Genomic DNA, 16,478 nt, shown 5'->3' on the forward strand with positions numbered 1-16,478 from the left:
CGTTTTAGTCAAACGCTACTAGTTGAGGTTTCAATTACTCGTACAGCATCCAGGCACGGCGTCATCGATGATGCCCATCAGGGCCGGTTGCTGGACGCCAATCCAATTCAGGAAACCGCATCATGACAGAGCATAGTCTCTGGCGTTTTTCTCGTGCGTTGCATCGCGCGATCAACGACCGCCAGTACGAAGACCTCCAAGGGTTGATCGACGAGGATGTCGATTGGGCGGTCTATGGTCCGATCGACATGTTTCCCTTCTTCGGCGCGCGCCACGGGAAGGCCGCCGTGCTCGAGGTGATCCGGCAGGTCGCGGAGAATGTCAGGGTGCACCGCTTCGATCGCGAGTCGATCATGCTGGGTGTGGATTCTGCGTCCTCGATGATGCGCTATTCGCTGACCGCATTGGACTCCAACAAGCCGATCAGCCTGCGGCTCGCCCAGTTCGCGCAATTCAGGGCCGGCCGGCTGAGCAGCATCCGCATTCTCGTCGACACGTTCGATCTGGTGGAGCAGGCGCTGGGGCGGCCGATTCATCTGCCGAGGATTGCATCCTGATTCGGAAACCCTCCTGGCGAGGGACGGATGCGGCGCGGACGCGCCGCCGCCCGCCTCCGCCACAATTTCGCACCGATAGGCGCGCATTCTGGCGGTGCTGGTTGCGGGCAAGGTAATGAGTTCCAGGACAGGATACGGGCTGATCGTGCTGCTGATGCTGGCGGCAAGCTCTGGCTTGTCCGACATGCCGGCGAACGCGCAGGCTGTGCCGGCCACCGAAAACCAGAACACTGAAAACCAGAACACTGAAAACACCCCGGCGATGGAAGCCGATACCGCCGATGAAGAAGCGGCGGAGGATCCCGATATCAAGGATCTGGAGCTGGACTGGAGTCAGCTCAACATCGATGCCTCCACCTTGCTCAACGAAAGCCCGACATCGAGGGCTCGCCTTGCACCGGTAACCGGCGCATCGACGGAAATGACGTGGTCGTCGCACGACCGGTCCAATGGCGCCGCCGTCTCGGTCAAGCAGCCTTTGTCATCGCTCTGGGATGCCCATATCGGCGCCGATATGACCGTGGTGCGGCAGCCGCAGACAATGTCCGAGTTGCTGGCGGATAAAGCTGCTAACGGCGGCAACGACCCGCAATCCTCCGGTTCGGCGTGGGCTGGAATCACCACTCCCGGCGTCGGTGCGATCTGGGACAAGACCGCGATCGAGGCCCGCGTCGATCCCTCGCAGGACCAGAGCAAACTCGGTACTTCCTTGAGCAAGTCCGTCGCCCTCAACGAGCGATATTCGGTCACGCTGCAGAACGGCTACAGCGTGATCCAGCAGGGTATCGTCCCGGTGCCCGGCATCATCCCGCACCCGTCGCGAAATTACGAAACCGATCAGTCGGCGAAGCTGAGTATTGCCGATACCGGCACCAGCTTCAGCGCCGGCCAGACGCTCTCCTCCGGCGATGACCGATGGCTGCGCAAGATCGGCGCCGAGCAGAAGCTGTTCGGCGGCGTCAACATATCCGGCTCGATCGGCGAAACTCCGTTCGGCTTCACCAACAAGAGCCTCACCGCCGGCTTCAAGCAGAGCTGGTAGCCGCGCCTTCGTTGGCATCGGAACAATTCCCGCGAAAGATCGAGCATTGCCGCATATTGGCCCCGATGCGGTCAAAATCGGAAGCCCTGATGGCGTTGCTAATCTTTCGTCGTGCGGGGGACATCCGCGCTCGCTCAACGCGAAACAAGGAAACGGCCGATGAATGCCATTCGTGAAAAAGTTGAATCAATTGAAGAAGACACCAATCTCGCGGCGGTCTCGGAAGTCGAGGCCGGTATCCGTGATTTCGTTCGCAATGACGTCGCCTATCTGCGCCGCCCGGGCACCACGCCAAGCACCGGCGAGAATGCGCTGGAGTCCACCACCGAGGCCACCGTCAACAATGTCAACTCGCTGATCCAGCGCGTGGCCGGAACGTCGCTGGCGGAAATCGAGAACCTGATTTCCGAACTCGAAAGCCTGCGCGATCTGCTGCATGCCGAAGGCCAGCGCGTCCAGCGCGAAATCTCCGGCTATGCCCAGCTCAGCCAGGCGGCGATGAAGTCCACCCGCATGATCGCCGACAACGTCACGCAGTGGAAGCGCGCCGCGGACGGGCTTCGCAACAGCTGAACTGATTCGCCATCGTTTCAAAAATTCATCCCGCCGCGCTTCCTTAACGAAGCGCGGCGGTTTATTTTGACCCTGCAATTGCCTTGAACCAGCGGGCCCCGAACCGCGACCAAGGGCAGGCGCCATGATCCGGCGAGCAAGTTCGGGGACTTAATCTTGATGAAGAGCGTTCGGCCAGACAATACCGACCCCATTCCGTTGCGGAACACGCCGCACAATATGGGAACCATCATGATCCGGTTTGTCGGACTGCTGGTGGCGGCGGTGGTGGTTCTGGCGCTGCTCTGGAGCCGCTGATGTTTTCCCGAGAGCTCGCAGGCTTTCGCTGCTATGGTTAGCGAACGCTGAATTACCGGCTAGCGACCGACGTGCCTTCGAGCGAATAGGCGCCATCGGCATAGCCCTTCACCACCATCCCGGTGGCCAGCATCACCGCCAGCGTGACGGTCGCGAAGATAAAGCCCACAAATTTCAATCCGGCACGGTCTGCCATCGTCATCCCCTGACATCTGTTCGGTGTTATTTGACAGACACAGGTTCAAAATGCGTTAGCGAAAAAATCGTTCCGCGAGTTCCGCATCTGCACCGAAAATGATGCAGCAATTCAGTAACCATCTTTCGGCCCCAGTCAGCCGGGATTGCGCCGCGGCACAAAGGCGGTCGCGAGAAACGAAAACACCACTTCGCCGCGCTGATTGGTGCCGGTATTGCGGGCCTGCATGATGCCCCATTCAGGCCGTTTCTCGGATAATCGCCTGGTCTCGATCTCGCTGACAAAATGAATCGTATCATTCGCCAGCACCGGCCTGATCCAGCGCAATTCGCGAAAACCCGGCGACGGTCCCCAGATCGCAACCTGCTCGCCGCGCGCCGTGGCTTCCCGGGCCTCGCGCTGGCCGTCGGCTACCAGGAGCTTCATGCAGACCGAGCCGACATGCCAGCCCGACGCCGCCAGGCCGCCGAACAGCGAGTTGCGGCCTTCTTCCTCGTCGAGATGAAAGCGCTGCGGATCGAATTGCGCCGCGAATTCCTTGATCAGTTCGGCGGTGAAGGTGAACGATCCCAGATCGCGCCGCTGCCCGACTTCAATGTCCTCGAAGAAACGCATCAGCCCGCCCGTCCCAAGGCATGTTCCGGACGCCGCTCGATGATGATGGGCGAGATCATCTCGCACAAGACCTGTCCCGCCGCGTTGCGCAGCACGCATTTGAACGTCACGATACCTGTCGATGGACGGCTGCGGGAAACCCGTGCGTCCGTGATCTCGACATCGAGCATCAGATCGTCGCCCGGCCGAAACGGTGCGAGCCAGCGCAATTCATTGACGCCGGGCGAACCCAGCGACGCGGTGCGGCCGATGAAGCCATCGAACATCATCCGCATCATGATAGAGCAAAGGTGCCAGCCCGAACCAGCCAAGCCCTTCAACATCGATTGCGAAGCGGCCTCCTCATCGAGATGCATCGGCTGCGGATCGAACTCGGCGGCGAACGCCAGTATTTCCTCGCGCGTGACGCGGCGCGGACCAAAGCTGCCGAAATGGCCGGGCGGAAAATCTTCGAAGGTCAGCGTCATCTTGGGGATTGCCAGCACTAAAGCCCGATTGTGGCCGCTATTTGCGGCAATCTCAACCCGCCCACTCGCATGGCTCGTGCATAATCCGCGAACACCACGCGTCGGTGCCGCCTTGATCTTGCAGGGAATGCCATTCGCGGCTAGGCCCAGTGCGGCTCAGTACCAGTTTTCGATGCCGCCGATATTCGATTTTGCCGGGAGAACGATCGATGTTTGAATTTCGGGATCTGTTTCAGTGGGACCGTTTCATCACACCCACCATCATCAAGACATTTTACTGGCTGGTGATCGCGCTGATCGCGCTGTTCGGCATCGCCGGCATTTTCTCCGGACTGGCTGCGATGGCGATCAGCCCGTTTGGCGGCTTCATCCAGCTACTGTCCTCGATCGCCAGCGTCGTGGTCGGAGTCATCTTCTCACGCATCGCGGCAGAATTCATCCTGATCGTGTTCCGCATCAACGAGCATCTCGGCGCGATCCGCGACCAGGGCGCGGGACACTAAACTCCGCTCCGATCGAAACGAAAAGATTCTAGGTATTGAACCTGAAATGCATCACGTCGCCGTCGGCGACGACATATTCCTTGCCTTCCAGCCGCAGCTTGCCGGCATCGCGGGCGCCGGCTTCGCCGCCGAGTGCCACGTAATCGGCATAGGCAATCGTCTCCGCGCGGATGAAGCCCTTTTCGAAATCGGTATGGATGACGCCGGCCGCCGCGGGCGCCCTGGTGCCGCGGTGAATGGTCCAGGCCCGCGCTTCCTTCGGGCCGACGGTGAAATAGGTGATGAGGTCGAGCAACTGATAGCCGGCGCGGATCAGGCGATCGAGACCGGCTTCCTCAAGCCCGAGCGTGTCGAGGAACTCGGCGCGCTCCTCGCGCGACAGCGTCGCAATCTCAGATTCGATCTTGGCCGAGATCGCGACCGCGACGGCGCCTTCCTTTTTGGCGTGCTCGGCAACGGCCCTGGAGAAATCGTTGCCGGTCGCGGCCGCGCCCTCCTCGACATTGCAGACATAAAGCACCGGCTTGGAGGTCAGCAGTCCAAGCATGCTGAAAGCACGCTCCTCGTCCGGCTTGCGCTCGAGGAACCGCGCCGGCTTGCCGTCGCGCAGCAGTACCAGCGCGCGGTTGACGAGATCGAGCTGCTCCTTGGCGTCCTTGTCGTTGCCCTTGGCCTTCTTGGTCAGGTTATCGACGCGTTTTTCCAGGCTGTCGAGGTCGGCCAGCATCAGTTCGGTCTCGATGGTCTCGATGTCGGCCAGCGGCGCGATCTTGCCTTCGACATGGGTGATGTCGGAATCCTCAAAGCAGCGCACCACATGCGCGACCGCGTCGACCTCGCGAATGGTCGCCAGAAACTGGTTGCCGAGGCCTTCGCCCTGCGACGCGCCACGCACGAGGCCGGCGATGTCGACAAAGGTCAGCCGCGTCGGAATGATCTGCGCGGATTTCGCGATCGCCGACAGTTTATCCAGCCGCGGATCGGGCACCGCGACCTCGCCGACATTCGGCTCGATGGTGCAGAACGGATAATTCGCCGCCTGCGCCGCGGCGGTCTCGGTCAGCGCATTGAACAGCGTCGACTTGCCGACATTGGGCAGTCCGACGATACCGCATTTGAATCCCATCGTTCGTTCCGATCCTTCGCGCGAATTCGCCGCGAGTTGGTTATTCAGCGCGTCATACCCGGGCTTGACCCGGGTATCCATCTTCTCAGAAAGATAGATCGCCGGATCAAGTCCGGCGATGACGCGTTATTTCAATTACCGCCGCCATCGTCCTTGTCGAAAAATCCCTTGGCCTGCATCGCCAGATGCACCTTGTTCTGAAACGTGGAGTCGCGATCCTTTGTCAGCAACCCCGCGCTGTCGGCGACCGCTTCGCACAGCGCCTGCACCCAGGGCCGCTCGTCCTTGGCGAAATCGGCCAGCACATAGCCATGCACCAGCTCCTTGACGCCGGGGTGACCGATTCCGAGCCGCACCCGGCGATAATCGTTGCCGATATGCGCGGAGATCGAACGCAGGCCGTTATGCCCGGCGATACCGCCGCCGACCTTGACCCGCACCTTGCCCGGAGGCAATTCGAGTTCATCCTGAAACACGGTGACCTCGCCCGGCGCGATCTTGAAGAAGCTGGCTGCTTCCTGAACCGCACGCCCCGACTCGTTCATGAAGGTGGCGGGACGAAGCATGACCACCCGCTCGCCGTCGAGCGAGCCTTCCGTGGTCTCGCCCTGAAAACGACGGCGCCATGGTGCAAAACCATGACGCCGCGCAATCTCATCGACGGCCATGAAACCGATGTTGTGCCGGTTATGCGCGTATTTCGCGCCGGGATTGCCGAGACCAACAAACAGTCGCATGACGCGGCATCCCGCGCTCGATCAGGACTACTTCTTCTTGTCGCCGCCACCGGCAGGCGCCTTCGCGCCGGCCGCCGGAGCCTTAGCACCCGCTGCGGGCGCTTTGCCACCCGCCGCAGCGGCAGGTGCAGCCGCACCGGCTGCCGGAGCAGCACCGGGAGCAGCCGCAGCAGGACCAGCCGCAGCAGCGGCGGCCGCCGCCTTGATTTCTTCGGCGTAACCTGACGGCGGCACGATGGTCACCAAAGTTACGTCTTCGCGCGACAGCGACTTTACACCGGCCGGCAGCTTGATATCGGACAGATGCAGCGAATGGCTGATTTCCAGGCTGCTGACATCGGCCTCGATGAACTGCGGAATGTTATCGACCGAGCATTCCAGATCGATGGAATGGGTGACGATGTTGATCGCGCCACCACGCTTCACGCCCGGTGCAGCTTCCGCGTTCTGGATGTGCAGGGGAATGCTGACGCGGATGGTCGCGCCTTCGCCGAGCCGCATGAAGTCGACATGGATCGGAAAATCACGCACCGGATCGAGATGGAAGTCACGCGGAATCACGCGGTGCTTCTTGCCCTCGAGATCGATGTCGTAAATCGTGGTCAGGAACCGGCCGGCCTGGATACGCTGGCGCAGTTCGGCATCCTCGACCGAAATGGTCACGGGGGGCTGGTTGTTTCCATAGATCACTCCGGGCACTCTCCCGGCGCGACGCTCTGCCCGTGCGGCCCCCTTGCCGCCTGACGGACGAGTGGTCGCCTTCAATTCCTTGACGGTCGCCATTTGCCTAAGTCCTTGTTTTCTAAAAAGTTAAAGGCCGCATCGCGGCCCGTTTGTGGTGCGCAGCAAGCCTCCAGGGGTGCGGGGGCTGCGGACGTGGCGGCGTTCTAGCCCCAAAGGCCGGAAATGACAAGGAAATGAAGGGATTTTTCTGCCGGTTTCCGCCGTCTTCAGGCCCCGGGCGTCCCACCCAGCTTGGCTTCCAGCGCGGCGATGCGGGCCTTCAAGGCCTCGTTTTCCTCGCGCGCCAGCCGCGCCATGTCCTTGACCGCCTCGAACTCCTCGCGCTTGACGATATCGAGGTCGCGCAGGATCTTTTCGGCCTGGTTGCGTACCACCGTGTCGACCTCGCGCTTGACGCCTTGGGCCGCGCCGGCGGCATCGTTCATCAGGCGCCCGATTTCGTCGAAAAACCGATTGCTGGTCTGGGTCATCTCAAAATCTCCGGTCGGCTGTCATTGGTCGGCAAGGCCAAGACATTGGCAGCAAGACAATGGCGATCCCGGCGGCGCTGTTCAAGGCCGATGTGATCCCGCAACCACCCCGCTTGCCTTGTCATGTCCGGGTTTCCTTGTAATCGTATCGATCGTCAGGCCCGCAAGCGAGAAACACCGCCCCATGATCGAGCAGCAGATCGACATTCCGACTGGGGATGGCCACATCTTCGTCACCCATCCCGAACGCAACCTCGCTTAAGCCGGCGCGATGCCTTTTCTCACCATTGCCTTTCCGGTGTTCGATCCGATTGCGGTTGCGATCGGGCCGATCGCGATCCGCTGGTACGCGCTGGCCTATATCGGCGGCATCGTGCTGGGATGGATCTATGCCCGCGCGCTGATCAAGAACGAGAGATTGTGGGGCGGCCCGGCGCCGATATCGCTGCCGCAGCTCGACGATTTCATCCTCTGGGTCACGATCGGAATCATCCTCGGCGGCCGCACCGGCTATGTGCTGTTCTACAATCTTGGCTTCTTCGTCCAGCATCCCGCCGAGATTTTCGAACTGTGGAAAGGCGGCATGTCGTTTCACGGCGGCTTCCTTGGCTGCGTCATCGCGGTCATGGCATTTTGCCGCCTGAACAAGCTTCCGACCCTGTCGCTCGGCGATATCATCACCGGGGTCGGGCCGATCGGACTGTTTCTCGGGCGCATCGCCAATTTCATCAACAGCGAGCTGTGGGGCCGGCCAGCCGACGAAAGCGTACCCTGGGCGATGGTATTCCCCAATGGCGGGCCGCTGCCGCGCCATCCGAGCCAGCTTTACGAGGCAACGCTCGAGGGTATTGTTCTGTTCGTGATTCTGGCTGTCATGATTCGCCTCGGTGCCCTGAAGCGGCCGGGACTGATCCTCGGCAGCTTCATCGCATTTTACGGGTTGGCGCGTATTGTCGGCGAGTTTTTCAGGGAACCTGACCCCCAGCTCGGATTTTTGTGGGGCGGGCTGACCATGGGCATGTTGTTGTCAGTACCGATGATCATTGCAGGAGCTATCCTTATTGTGGTGGCATGGCGCAGAAAGCCGCTGCCGCAAGTAGCGATCTCCGTCCAGGGAACGCCGTGAGCGAATATTCACCGCTGCAGTCCGAGATCAAGAAGCTGATCAAATCGTCGGGCCCGATGCCGGTCTGGCGCTACATGGATCTGTGCCTCACCCACCCCAAGCACGGTTATTACGTTTCCCGCGATCCGCTGGGACGCGAGGGCGATTTTATCACCGCGCCCGAAGTCAGCCAGATGTTCGGCGAATTGCTGGGGCTGTGGGCCGCCTCCGTCTGGAAGGCGATCGGCTCGCCGTCGCTGTTGCGCTTGATCGAACTTGGCCCCGGCCACGGCACCATGATGGCGGACGCGTTGCGCGCGCTGCGGGTGCTGCCGCCGCTCTATCAGTCGCTGAGCATCCATCTCGTCGAGATCAATCCGCTGCTGCGCGACAAGCAGAAGGCGACGCTGACGGGCGCGCGCAACATCGCCTGGCACGACACTATCGACGACGTGCCCGACGGGCCCTCCGTGATATTCGCCAACGAATATTTCGACGTGCTGCCGATTCATCAGGTGGTGAGAGGACAAAATGGCTGGCACGAGCGCACCGTCGAGATCGACGGCGATGGCAAGCTTGTGTTCGGCGCGGCCGCCGAGCCGACGCCGCGCTTCGAAGTCCTGCTGCCGCCGCTGGTGCGCGCCGCCCCGGTCGGCGCCGTGTTCGAGTGGCGCCCCGATGCAGAGATCATGAAGATCGCGAGCCGGGTGCGCGACCAGGACGGGGCCGCGCTGATCGTCGATTATGGTCATCTGCGCAGCGACGCCGGCGATACCTTTCAGGCCATCGCCCGCCACAACTTCACCGATCCCCTGAAAAGCCCCGGCCTCGCCGACGTGACCGCCCATGTCGATTTCCAGGCCTTGGTGCGCGCGACCGAAGATATCGGCGCGCGGGCCCACGGTCCGGTCACGCAAGGCGATTTTCTCAAACGGCTCGGCATCGAGACCCGCGCGGTCACGTTGATGGCGAAAACCACCCATGAGATTTCCGAGGATATTTCGGGCGCGCTGAAACGGCTGGTCGGCGGCGGCCGCGGCGGCATGGGACAGATGTTCAAGGTGCTGGCGGTATCGGAACCCAATCTCACCTCGCTGGCCGGCTTCGAAGACGAGGACCAGGACGCGGGCGCTGAGCAAGACACTGGGACTGAATCTCCATGATCACGAGATCGCCGCTGCTGTCGGCCATTCCCGGCCTGCGTCACGCTTTTTTCAGCCGCGAGGGCGGCGTCTCCGATGGCATCTATGCCGGCCTCAATGGCGGCCTCGGCTCCAACGACGAGCCCGCTTGTGTCGCGGAAAATCGCCGCCGCATGGCGGAAGCAATGGGCGTCACCTCAGGGCATTTTCTCAGCCTGCATCAGATTCATTCGCCTGACGTGGTGGTCGCGACAGGTCCCTGGCCGACTCCGGAGCGTCCGCGCGCCGATGCCCTCGTCAGCCGCACGCAGGGCGTCGCGATCGGCGTCACCGCGGCCGACTGCGGGCCGATCTTGTTCGTCGATCCCAACGCCCGCGTCATCGGCGCGGCCCATGCCGGCTGGAGGGGCGCGCTGACCGGCGTTGTGGAATCCACTGTCGAGGCGATGGAAAAACTCGGCGCCGAGCGCGGCGGCATTGTCGCGGCGATCGGTCCCCTGATCCGCCAGTCCTCCTACGAAGTCGGCGACGAATTCGTCGAGCGGTTCATGGAAGTCAGCGCGGAAAACGGCCGGTTCTTTATTCCCGCCGCGCGCGAAGGGCATTCGATGTTCGATCTGGCGGGCTTCATCCGGATGCGGCTCGAAAATGCCGGCGTGCTGATGATCGACGATATTGGAATAGATACTTATTCCGACGAACGCTTCTTCAGCTATCGCCGCTCGGTGCATCGCAAGGAGCCGGACTATGGCCGGCATGTTCATGCGATTGCGCTCGAAAGCGAATAGTTGTTCTGATTGACCCGTTGTTCTGATTGAAGACGGCATTCTCTCCGGCAGGACATGAAAATGCTCAACCAGCCCATCGATAGCGATCCGCACGCGATCCCCGCCGAGGTCGACCGCTGGAATTGGGGCGCGTTTCTGCTCAACTGGATCTGGGGCATCGGCAACAACACCTTCATCGCGCTACTGGTGTTCATTCCCTTTGTCGGCCTGGTCATGCCCTTCGTGCTCGGCGCCAAGGGAAGCCGCTGGGCATGGCGCAACGGGCGCTGGGACAGCGTCGCGCATTTCCAGCGCGTGCAACGCAAATGGGCGATATGGGGCGTCGTCATCTGGCTTGGCGTAATCGCGCTGTTCGGCGCGATATTCGGCGGCACCTTCTATATTCTGCGCCAATCCGAGGCTTACGAACTCGGCGAAGCCCGGCTTCGGGTCAGCCGCCAGGTGACGGACGTTCTGGGAACACCGATCTCGACCAGCTACCCGATGGGCTCCTTTACGAGCGACGGCTCAAGCGGACGCGCGGCCCTCAATTTTTCCGCGACCGGCCCCAAGGCCACCGGTCGGGTTTACCTCGAAGCGATCAAGAAAGACGGCGTGTGGTCGCTCACCAAGCTCACGCTTAAAGTCGACGGACGCGATGACGTGATCGATCTCGTCAATGGCGATCAAGACAAGGTCGAGATCGAGGATGCTCGCCAGCGCACCGGCTAGGTCGGGATTCTTTATAGGTTTTTTCGTGGCGGCACGCTGCCCTAGACCTTAATGCATTTTAACGATATCGCTGAGCGCGTGATGAAGGGCGCGTCAGCAACATTGTTTCATATCGCGACAACTGCGCGGCGTGCGTCGCGTGCAATTGTGGCCATGATGCTGCTCGCGATCGGCTGCGGTCTCGGCGGCTGCGCCGGCGGCGGCGCCGCCAGTGCGTCACTCGCAATGGCCAGCGCCGGTAGCGGCCCCACGGTGACTTTCGAATCGATCGATGGCCCGCCACCGCAGATATTCCAGCGGATGGTCGATGTGCTGGACAGCGAATCCAAGCTGCGCAGCCTCGCGATCGTGCCCCGCGAAAGTCAGGCCGCATACCGGGTACGCAGCTATCTAGCCGCCGAGGTCAGCCACGGCCGCACCGTGATTGCGTGGGTCTGGGATGTCTACGACCAGAACCAGCAGCGGGCGCTGCGGCTTTCCGGCGAGGAACCGGCCGGCAAGTCCGGACGCGACGCCTGGGCCTCCGCCGACGATCTGGTGTTGCGGAAAATCGCGCAGGCCGGATTGAGCGGCCTCAGCGGCATGATCAACGGCACGGCTCCCGTCGATCCGCCGCCTGCCCCGGCTCCCGCACCGGCCGGCAAACGGGGCCCCGCGGTCGCGAGCGCGGAACCGATCTCACCCGCCTCGGGCGAATTCAGCGTCAGCGCGCTCGGTTACAGCGAGCATTAACGCAAAATAGTCGTTGGCCGCTGATTTTGCGCAGGAAAACCTGAATCGACGGGTTGCCAGCCAAGGCTCCTCCTTGATATCACCTCGCTCATCGAAACGCGCTGGTTCCATGGGTATTGCGATATGCTGAACGTTGTCTCCAGCAAGGCGCGGGGAGAAGCCTCGATGTCGGCCAAGAACGGCTCCATCAAGCTCGTCGCTGGCAATTCCAATCCCGCGCTGGCGCAGGCCATCGCCGACTGGCTGCATCTGCCGCCGACCAAGGCGATCGTCCGCCGCTTCGCCGACATGGAAATCTTCGTCGAGATCCAGGAGAACGTCCGCGGCTCCGACGTGTTCGTGATCCAGTCGACGTCGTTTCCGGCCAACGACCATCTGATGGAATTGCTGATCATTACCGACGCGCTGCGCCGCGCCTCGGCGCGCCGCATCACCGCTGTGGTGCCGTATTTCGGTTACGCCCGGCAGGACCGCAAGGCCGGTCCGCGCACGCCGATTTCGGCCAAGCTGGTCGCCAATTTGATCACCCATGCCGGCGCCGACCGCGTCATGACGCTCGACCTGCATGCCGGACAGATCCAGGGCTTCTTCGACATCCCGACCGATAATCTCTACGCCTCGCCAGTGATGGTGCGCGATATCCGCGAGCAATTCGACCTCGCCAACGTCATGGTGGTTTCGCCCGACGTCGGCGGCGTGGTCCGCGCCCGCGGCCTTGCCAAGCGCATCAACGCGCCGCTCGCGATCATCGACAAGCGCCGCGAACGCGCCGGCGAATCCGAAGTTATGAATGTGATCGGCGACGTCGCCGGCTATACCTGCATCTTGGTCGACGACATCGTCGATTCCGGCGGCACGCTGGTGAACGCCGCCGACGCGCTGCTCGCCAACGGCGCCAAGGAAGTCTACGCCTACATCACCCACGGCGTGCTTTCCGGCGGCGCCGCCGCGCGCATCACCTCGTCCAAGCTGAAAGAGCTCGTGATCACCGACTCGATCCAGCCCACTGAGGCAGTGCGTAACGCGCCGAACATCCGCACCCTGCCGATCGCCTCGCTGATCGCTGAAGCGATCGGCCGCACGGCGTCGGAAGAGTCGGTGTCGAGCCTGTTTGATTAGCGTTTTTGCAGGGTTAGCGAGGGCGCATTAATCAGCGCCCAGCCCCTCTTGGGCGGGTTTAATCCGCGCCCGTCAGTCGGCCGATCCAGCTTTTCTTGTTCCCTTCCGCTTCCGTGACGACTTCCGCCGGCGCCTCGGCCTCACCGCCGACAGCCGCCGCGAATGACGTAAAGAACTCCCCGGCGAGTTTCCTGGCCGTCGAATCGATCAGTCGTCCGCCAAGCTGGGCCAGCTTGCCGCCGATCTGCGCATCGACCTCGTAATGCAGGATCGTGACCTCAGGGCTTTCGGATTCAAGCCGTACGGTGGCGCCACCCTTGGCGAAACCCGCCACGCCTCCAGAGCCCTCGCCCGAGATGCGATAGCTGTTGGGCGGATCGAGATCGGACAGCGTCACCTTGCCCCCAAACGTCGCCTTCACCGGCCCAACCTTGAAGACGACGGTCGCGGTCATCTCGGTTGGCGACGACATGTCGAGGCTCTGACATCCCGGAATGCACTGCTTGAGGATTGCGGGATCGTTGAGCGCGGCCCAGACTTTTTCTTTTGCCGCGGGGATCCGCTGGCTGTCGTTCATTTGCATGGTTGGCTTCCTGGTTAGAGCTGAGGCGCAAGGCGCTGTCCGCGCCGCCGTTCGATCATCATCTCCGCCAAAATCGACATCGCGATTTCCTCTGGCGTGATGGCGCCGAGGTCGAGACCGGCCGGCGCCTTGATACGGTCGAGTGCGGCCGCGTCGATCCCCTGCGCGACCAGTTTCTCGCGCAGCGTCGTCATCTTGCGGCGGCTGCCGACAAAAGCGTAATAGGCCGCATCGATCCCGGCCGAACTCTTCAACGCAGCCTCATCGCCCTTGCCCTGGGTCGAGATCACGACGAAACGGCGGGCCTCGTTGAAATGGCGCGGCTGAAAGCCGTCGATGACGACATCCGCGTCAGGCTCGGCAACAAGATCGGCCGCGGGCGCCGCCAACGTGACATGGTAGCCGAGCTGCCGCGCCTGTGTAGCCAGTGACAGCGCGACCGGGCTCGCCCCGAGAATAATCAGCGAAGGATGCGGCAGGATCGGTTCGACGAAAATATCCATGGTGCCCTTGCTCGGGCACATGTTCTGCGCAAAGCGGACGCCGTCGCGGTTTTCGCCGGGCTTGACGCCGAGCTCGGCGAGCAGATTTTCCGGCTGCACCGAAACCATGCGCGGCTCGCCATCGGCCAACGCCTCGCGCGCCGCCTTCAACACTGCGCCGCGGGCGCAGCCACCGCCGATCCATCCCGCCACGATGGTGCCGTCGGGACGGATGATCGCCTTGGCGCCTGCTTTCGCCGCGGTGACCGAGACGGTGCGGACGACCGTGGCAAGCGCAAAGGTCTCCTCGGCGGCCTTGAGCTGGGCCACCAGCTCCATCACCTCGACATGCCTGGTCATGGGCGCCTCCTTCAAAGCCTTGCCAGATAGGGTTCGAGTTCGGTCAGGCTTTTCAGCGTATTGGCGGGCGCGTAAAGATCGATGTGCGGCAGTGCCGCCTTGATGCCGGCAGCTTCCGGTGCGTAACCTTCCCAGGCCATCATCGGATTAAGCCAGACGATGCGGCGGCAGCGGCGGCCGAGCGCCGCCATCTCGCGCCCCAGCAGCGCGGCATCGCCGGTCTCGTAGCCATCGGAGACAATGATCACGCAACTGCGTGAATGAAGCACGCGCGGGGCGTGCCAGCGGTTGAAGGTCTGCAGGCTTTCGCCAATCTTTGTGCCGCCACCAGCGCCCTGCGCCATGATCGATAACCGATCGAGGGCGCGGCCCGCATCTTTTTCCTTCATCGCGTCGGAGACGTAAGCGAGCCGGGTGTGGAACAGGAACGCCTCGGCCTGGCGAAACTCGTCGAGCACGCCGTGAATGAAGCGCAGGAACACGCCGGTATACATGCTCATCGAGCCGGAGGCATCGAGCAGCATGACCAGACGCAGCGGCTTCTGCTTGCGCTGCCGCTTCACCAGATGGATCGGGATGCCGCCGTGGCTGATATTACCGTGGATCGTCCTGCGCAGATCGACCCGGTAGCCGCGCCGCCGCGCCAGATCGCGACGGGTCAGCCGCGTCCGCATGACCTTTGCGAGTCGTGCCGCGGTGGCGTGAGCCTCCGCAATCTGGTCGGGGTCGGCCAGTTTACGGAAATCGATTTCGGCAATGTTGTCGGCGCGAGAGGCGCCTTCCATCCGGCCCTCACCGGCACGGTCCCGGGGCGTATCGTCGCCTGACGGAATCTGATCAGTGCCGGCATCGCTCCCAGTGGCCTCCGGCAAATTGTTCTGCAGGCTTTTCAGCGATGGATTATTGGCCGCTTTCGACGAACCCATCGTGATGGATCGCGACTTGACGCGCTTGCCGAGCCAGAATGCGTCGAAGATACCGTCGAACCGCTCCCACTCGGACTTCCGCGCCGAGAACAGATGCTTGAACGCCGATCGCAACAGGCCGGGCCGGTCCGCAAAGCCTGCCGCCATCAGCGCCGCGGCGTCGCGGCCTTCCTGCAGGCCCACCGTAAATGCGTTATCGCGCAGGGTCCTGAGAAACGCCGCGAGCTTGGCCGAGACCAGCCGCGAGACCTCGTCGAGTTCCTCATAACCGGGGCTGTTACCGCAGCAGCTCATGCGACTTTCCCCAGCAGGCGCTGCGTCACCTCGCGGGTGACGCGCGAGCGATCCTCATGGGTCTTGAGCAGACACATCAGGGTCTCATGTACGACTTCGGGGGTGTCGTGCAGGTCCGACACACCGAGGCCGACCAGTGCCGCCGCCCAATCCAGCGTCTCGGCCACACCGGGGACCTTGCGCAATTCTTCTTTGCGGATGCTTTCGACCATCCGCGCGATCTGCAGCGACAGCGACGCACCTGCGGCGCCGATCCGCGCCATGATGATCCGCGCCTCGCGATCGGCGTCGGGATAATCGACATAGTGGTAGAGACAACGGCGGCGCAACGCATCGGACAGTTCGCGGGTGCCGTTCGAAGTCAGGATCACATGCGGGATCGTGACGGCCGATATGGTGCCGAGTTCGGGAATCGACACCTGGAAGTCGGACAACAACTCCAGCAAAAACGCTTCGAATTCATCGTCGGCGCGATCGATTTCGTCGATCAGCAGCACCGGCGATTTAGGACGCCGGATCGCCGCCAGCAGCGGCCGTTCCAGCAGGTATTTCTCCGAGAAGATCTGATCCTCGATCGCATCGGCCTGCTCGCCATGATGGGCCTGGATCGACAGCAATTGCCGCTGATAATTCCATTCGTAGAGCGCAGCCGACTGATCGAGGCCCTCGTAGCATTGCAGCCGGATCAATTCGGTCGCATGGACATTGGCCAGCGCCTTGGCCACTTCGGTCTTGCCGACACCCGCCTCGCCTTCAAGCAGCAATGGCCGCTTGAGCAATTGCATCAGCGAAATCGCGGTCGCGAGCTCGCCATCGGCGATATAGCCGCTGGCCGCCAGGCGTTGCGCGATCTGTTCGCGATCTTTCATGGTCGGAGCATTTTCCGGTTCATTCGAATCATTGCTGCTT

Annotated in this window: 22 protein-coding genes; 11 read left to right on the forward strand and 11 right to left on the reverse strand. The window is 62.3% G+C overall.

Annotation, left to right across the window (positions count from 1 at the left end):
* Positions 1 to 122: 122 nt before the first annotated feature.
* The 4 genes from HB676_RS13075 to HB676_RS13090 all read left to right on the forward strand — a co-directional run bounded on the left by HB676_RS13075 (position 123) and on the right by HB676_RS13090 (position 2,469).
* Entirely contained in the window at positions 123 to 557 is a 435-nt protein-coding gene (locus tag HB676_RS13075) for a nuclear transport factor 2 family protein (protein ID WP_213738202.1), read from the forward strand.
* Between the two features lie 115 nt (positions 558 to 672).
* Positions 673 to 1,599, forward strand: a complete 927-nt coding sequence (locus tag HB676_RS13080; RefSeq protein ID WP_249780212.1) for a hypothetical protein — start codon at positions 673 to 675, stop codon at positions 1,597 to 1,599.
* Positions 1,600 to 1,758: 159 nt separating this feature from the next.
* Positions 1,759 to 2,172, forward strand: coding sequence for a hypothetical protein (locus HB676_RS13085; RefSeq protein ID WP_213738203.1), 414 nt, complete (start codon positions 1,759 to 1,761; stop codon positions 2,170 to 2,172).
* Positions 2,173 to 2,331: 159 nt separating this feature from the next.
* A complete protein-coding gene (locus tag HB676_RS13090; protein ID WP_213738204.1) occupies positions 2,332 to 2,469 on the forward strand; it encodes a hypothetical protein in 138 nt (45 codons plus the stop codon).
* Between the two features lie 52 nt (positions 2,470 to 2,521).
* Here the strand turns inward: HB676_RS13090 and HB676_RS13095 are convergent, their stop codons facing one another.
* From HB676_RS13095 to HB676_RS13105, 3 genes are all read right to left on the reverse strand, one after another.
* Complete coding sequence (locus HB676_RS13095; protein WP_213738205.1) at positions 2,522 to 2,665, reverse strand: hypothetical protein; 144 nt, start codon at positions 2,663 to 2,665, stop codon at positions 2,522 to 2,524.
* Positions 2,666 to 2,800: 135 nt separating this feature from the next.
* Positions 2,801 to 3,280 carry a MaoC family dehydratase gene (locus tag HB676_RS13100; RefSeq protein WP_213738206.1) on the reverse strand — a complete coding sequence of 160 codons (480 nt, stop codon included), beginning with the start codon at positions 3,278 to 3,280 and terminating at the stop codon, positions 2,801 to 2,803.
* The gene (locus tag HB676_RS13105) at positions 3,280 to 3,747 is read right to left on the reverse strand and encodes a MaoC family dehydratase (protein ID WP_213738207.1); all 468 of its coding nucleotides are present in this window, start codon (positions 3,745 to 3,747) and stop codon (positions 3,280 to 3,282) included. The genes HB676_RS13100 and HB676_RS13105 overlap by 1 nt, the downstream gene beginning before the upstream one ends.
* A gap of 209 nt (positions 3,748 to 3,956) precedes the next feature.
* On the opposite strand from HB676_RS13105, the gene HB676_RS13110 reads away from it, so the two are divergent.
* Entirely contained in the window at positions 3,957 to 4,250 is a 294-nt protein-coding gene (locus HB676_RS13110) for a DUF4282 domain-containing protein (protein ID WP_213738208.1), read from the forward strand.
* A gap of 28 nt (positions 4,251 to 4,278) precedes the next feature.
* Here HB676_RS13110 and ychF read toward each other — a convergent pair whose 3' ends face one another.
* The 4 genes from ychF to HB676_RS13130 form a co-directional block, all read right to left on the reverse strand.
* Positions 4,279 to 5,376 carry a redox-regulated ATPase YchF gene (gene ychF, locus HB676_RS13115; protein ID WP_213738209.1) on the reverse strand — a complete coding sequence of 366 codons (1,098 nt, stop codon included), beginning with the start codon at positions 5,374 to 5,376 and terminating at the stop codon, positions 4,279 to 4,281.
* Between the two features lie 131 nt (positions 5,377 to 5,507).
* Positions 5,508 to 6,113 carry an aminoacyl-tRNA hydrolase gene (gene pth, locus HB676_RS13120; RefSeq protein WP_213738210.1) on the reverse strand — a complete coding sequence of 202 codons (606 nt, stop codon included), beginning with the start codon at positions 6,111 to 6,113 and terminating at the stop codon, positions 5,508 to 5,510.
* Between the two features lie 27 nt (positions 6,114 to 6,140).
* Positions 6,141 to 6,896: a 50S ribosomal protein L25/general stress protein Ctc gene (locus HB676_RS13125; protein ID WP_213738211.1), complete on the reverse strand. Its 756-nt coding sequence runs from the start codon at positions 6,894 to 6,896 to the stop codon at positions 6,141 to 6,143.
* 167 nt (positions 6,897 to 7,063) lie between these two features.
* Entirely contained in the window at positions 7,064 to 7,327 is a 264-nt protein-coding gene (locus HB676_RS13130; RefSeq protein WP_213738212.1) for an accessory factor UbiK family protein, read from the reverse strand.
* 271 nt (positions 7,328 to 7,598) lie between these two features.
* On the opposite strand from HB676_RS13130, the gene lgt reads away from it, so the two are divergent.
* The 6 genes from lgt (at position 7,599) to HB676_RS13160 (ending at position 12,924) form a co-directional block, all read left to right on the forward strand.
* The gene (lgt, locus tag HB676_RS13135) at positions 7,599 to 8,453 is read left to right on the forward strand and encodes a prolipoprotein diacylglyceryl transferase (RefSeq protein ID WP_213738213.1); all 855 of its coding nucleotides are present in this window, start codon (positions 7,599 to 7,601) and stop codon (positions 8,451 to 8,453) included.
* Positions 8,454 to 8,509: 56 nt separating this feature from the next.
* On the forward strand, positions 8,510 to 9,595 hold the full coding sequence (locus tag HB676_RS13140) for an SAM-dependent methyltransferase (RefSeq protein ID WP_249780233.1): 1,086 nt from the start codon (positions 8,510 to 8,512) through the stop codon (positions 9,593 to 9,595).
* Positions 9,592 to 10,362: a peptidoglycan editing factor PgeF gene (pgeF, locus tag HB676_RS13145; protein ID WP_213738215.1), complete on the forward strand. Its 771-nt coding sequence runs from the start codon at positions 9,592 to 9,594 to the stop codon at positions 10,360 to 10,362. Before HB676_RS13140 ends, pgeF begins: the two co-directional genes overlap by 4 nt.
* A gap of 60 nt (positions 10,363 to 10,422) precedes the next feature.
* The gene (locus HB676_RS13150; protein ID WP_213738216.1) at positions 10,423 to 11,073 is read left to right on the forward strand and encodes a cytochrome c oxidase assembly factor Coa1 family protein; all 651 of its coding nucleotides are present in this window, start codon (positions 10,423 to 10,425) and stop codon (positions 11,071 to 11,073) included.
* A 153-nt stretch (positions 11,074 to 11,226) separates the two neighbouring features.
* Entirely contained in the window at positions 11,227 to 11,805 is a 579-nt protein-coding gene (locus tag HB676_RS13155; RefSeq protein ID WP_213738268.1) for a hypothetical protein, read from the forward strand.
* A gap of 165 nt (positions 11,806 to 11,970) precedes the next feature.
* Positions 11,971 to 12,924: a ribose-phosphate pyrophosphokinase gene (locus HB676_RS13160; RefSeq protein WP_213738269.1), complete on the forward strand. Its 954-nt coding sequence runs from the start codon at positions 11,971 to 11,973 to the stop codon at positions 12,922 to 12,924.
* 58 nt (positions 12,925 to 12,982) lie between these two features.
* Here the strand turns inward: HB676_RS13160 and HB676_RS13165 are convergent, their stop codons facing one another.
* The 4 genes from HB676_RS13165 to HB676_RS13180 are packed head-to-tail and all read right to left on the reverse strand — an operon-like array spanning position 12,983 to position 16,438.
* Positions 12,983 to 13,507 carry a carbon monoxide dehydrogenase subunit G gene (locus HB676_RS13165; protein WP_213738217.1) on the reverse strand — a complete coding sequence of 175 codons (525 nt, stop codon included), beginning with the start codon at positions 13,505 to 13,507 and terminating at the stop codon, positions 12,983 to 12,985.
* A gap of 14 nt (positions 13,508 to 13,521) precedes the next feature.
* Positions 13,522 to 14,349 (reverse strand): XdhC/CoxI family protein, encoded by an 828-nt coding sequence (locus HB676_RS13170; protein WP_213738218.1) that lies wholly within the window; start codon positions 14,347 to 14,349, stop codon positions 13,522 to 13,524.
* Positions 14,350 to 14,360: 11 nt separating this feature from the next.
* Positions 14,361 to 15,569, reverse strand: a complete 1,209-nt coding sequence (locus HB676_RS13175) for a VWA domain-containing protein (protein WP_213738219.1) — start codon at positions 15,567 to 15,569, stop codon at positions 14,361 to 14,363.
* Positions 15,566 to 16,438 carry a MoxR family ATPase gene (locus HB676_RS13180; protein ID WP_213738220.1) on the reverse strand — a complete coding sequence of 291 codons (873 nt, stop codon included), beginning with the start codon at positions 16,436 to 16,438 and terminating at the stop codon, positions 15,566 to 15,568. Before HB676_RS13180 ends, HB676_RS13175 begins: the two co-directional genes overlap by 4 nt.
* Positions 16,439 to 16,478: the final 40 nt, after the last annotated feature.

The organism is Bradyrhizobium sp. dw_411, from assembly GCF_018449695.1.
In the GTDB taxonomy this organism is placed as follows: Bacteria; Pseudomonadota; Alphaproteobacteria; order Rhizobiales; family Xanthobacteraceae; genus Bradyrhizobium.

Coding starts and splice junctions, on each gene's coding strand:
- HB676_RS13075 (WP_213738202.1), top strand. CDS start 123: ATGACAGAGCATAGTCTCTGGCGTTTTTCTCGTGCGTTGCATCGCGCG.
- HB676_RS13080 (WP_249780212.1), top strand. CDS start 673: ATGAGTTCCAGGACAGGATACGGGCTGATCGTGCTGCTGATGCTGGCG.
- HB676_RS13085 (WP_213738203.1), top strand. CDS start 1,759: ATGAATGCCATTCGTGAAAAAGTTGAATCAATTGAAGAAGACACCAAT.
- HB676_RS13090 (WP_213738204.1), top strand. CDS start 2,332: ATGAAGAGCGTTCGGCCAGACAATACCGACCCCATTCCGTTGCGGAAC.
- HB676_RS13095 (WP_213738205.1), bottom strand. CDS start 2,665: ATGGCAGACCGTGCCGGATTGAAATTTGTGGGCTTTATCTTCGCGACC.
- HB676_RS13100 (WP_213738206.1), bottom strand. CDS start 3,280: ATGCGTTTCTTCGAGGACATTGAAGTCGGGCAGCGGCGCGATCTGGGA.
- HB676_RS13105 (WP_213738207.1), bottom strand. CDS start 3,747: ATGACGCTGACCTTCGAAGATTTTCCGCCCGGCCATTTCGGCAGCTTT.
- HB676_RS13110 (WP_213738208.1), top strand. CDS start 3,957: ATGTTTGAATTTCGGGATCTGTTTCAGTGGGACCGTTTCATCACACCC.
- ychF (WP_213738209.1), bottom strand. CDS start 5,376: ATGGGATTCAAATGCGGTATCGTCGGACTGCCCAATGTCGGCAAGTCG.
- pth (WP_213738210.1), bottom strand. CDS start 6,113: ATGCGACTGTTTGTTGGTCTCGGCAATCCCGGCGCGAAATACGCGCAT.
- HB676_RS13125 (WP_213738211.1), bottom strand. CDS start 6,896: ATGGCGACCGTCAAGGAATTGAAGGCGACCACTCGTCCGTCAGGCGGC.
- HB676_RS13130 (WP_213738212.1), bottom strand. CDS start 7,327: ATGACCCAGACCAGCAATCGGTTTTTCGACGAAATCGGGCGCCTGATG.
- lgt (WP_213738213.1), top strand. CDS start 7,599: ATGCCTTTTCTCACCATTGCCTTTCCGGTGTTCGATCCGATTGCGGTT.
- HB676_RS13140 (WP_249780233.1), top strand. CDS start 8,510: ATGCCGGTCTGGCGCTACATGGATCTGTGCCTCACCCACCCCAAGCAC.
- pgeF (WP_213738215.1), top strand. CDS start 9,592: ATGATCACGAGATCGCCGCTGCTGTCGGCCATTCCCGGCCTGCGTCAC.
- HB676_RS13150 (WP_213738216.1), top strand. CDS start 10,423: ATGCTCAACCAGCCCATCGATAGCGATCCGCACGCGATCCCCGCCGAG.
- HB676_RS13155 (WP_213738268.1), top strand. CDS start 11,227: ATGATGCTGCTCGCGATCGGCTGCGGTCTCGGCGGCTGCGCCGGCGGC.
- HB676_RS13160 (WP_213738269.1), top strand. CDS start 11,971: ATGTCGGCCAAGAACGGCTCCATCAAGCTCGTCGCTGGCAATTCCAAT.
- HB676_RS13165 (WP_213738217.1), bottom strand. CDS start 13,507: ATGCAAATGAACGACAGCCAGCGGATCCCCGCGGCAAAAGAAAAAGTC.
- HB676_RS13170 (WP_213738218.1), bottom strand. CDS start 14,349: ATGACCAGGCATGTCGAGGTGATGGAGCTGGTGGCCCAGCTCAAGGCC.
- HB676_RS13175 (WP_213738219.1), bottom strand. CDS start 15,569: ATGAGCTGCTGCGGTAACAGCCCCGGTTATGAGGAACTCGACGAGGTC.
- HB676_RS13180 (WP_213738220.1), bottom strand. CDS start 16,438: ATGAAAGATCGCGAACAGATCGCGCAACGCCTGGCGGCCAGCGGCTAT.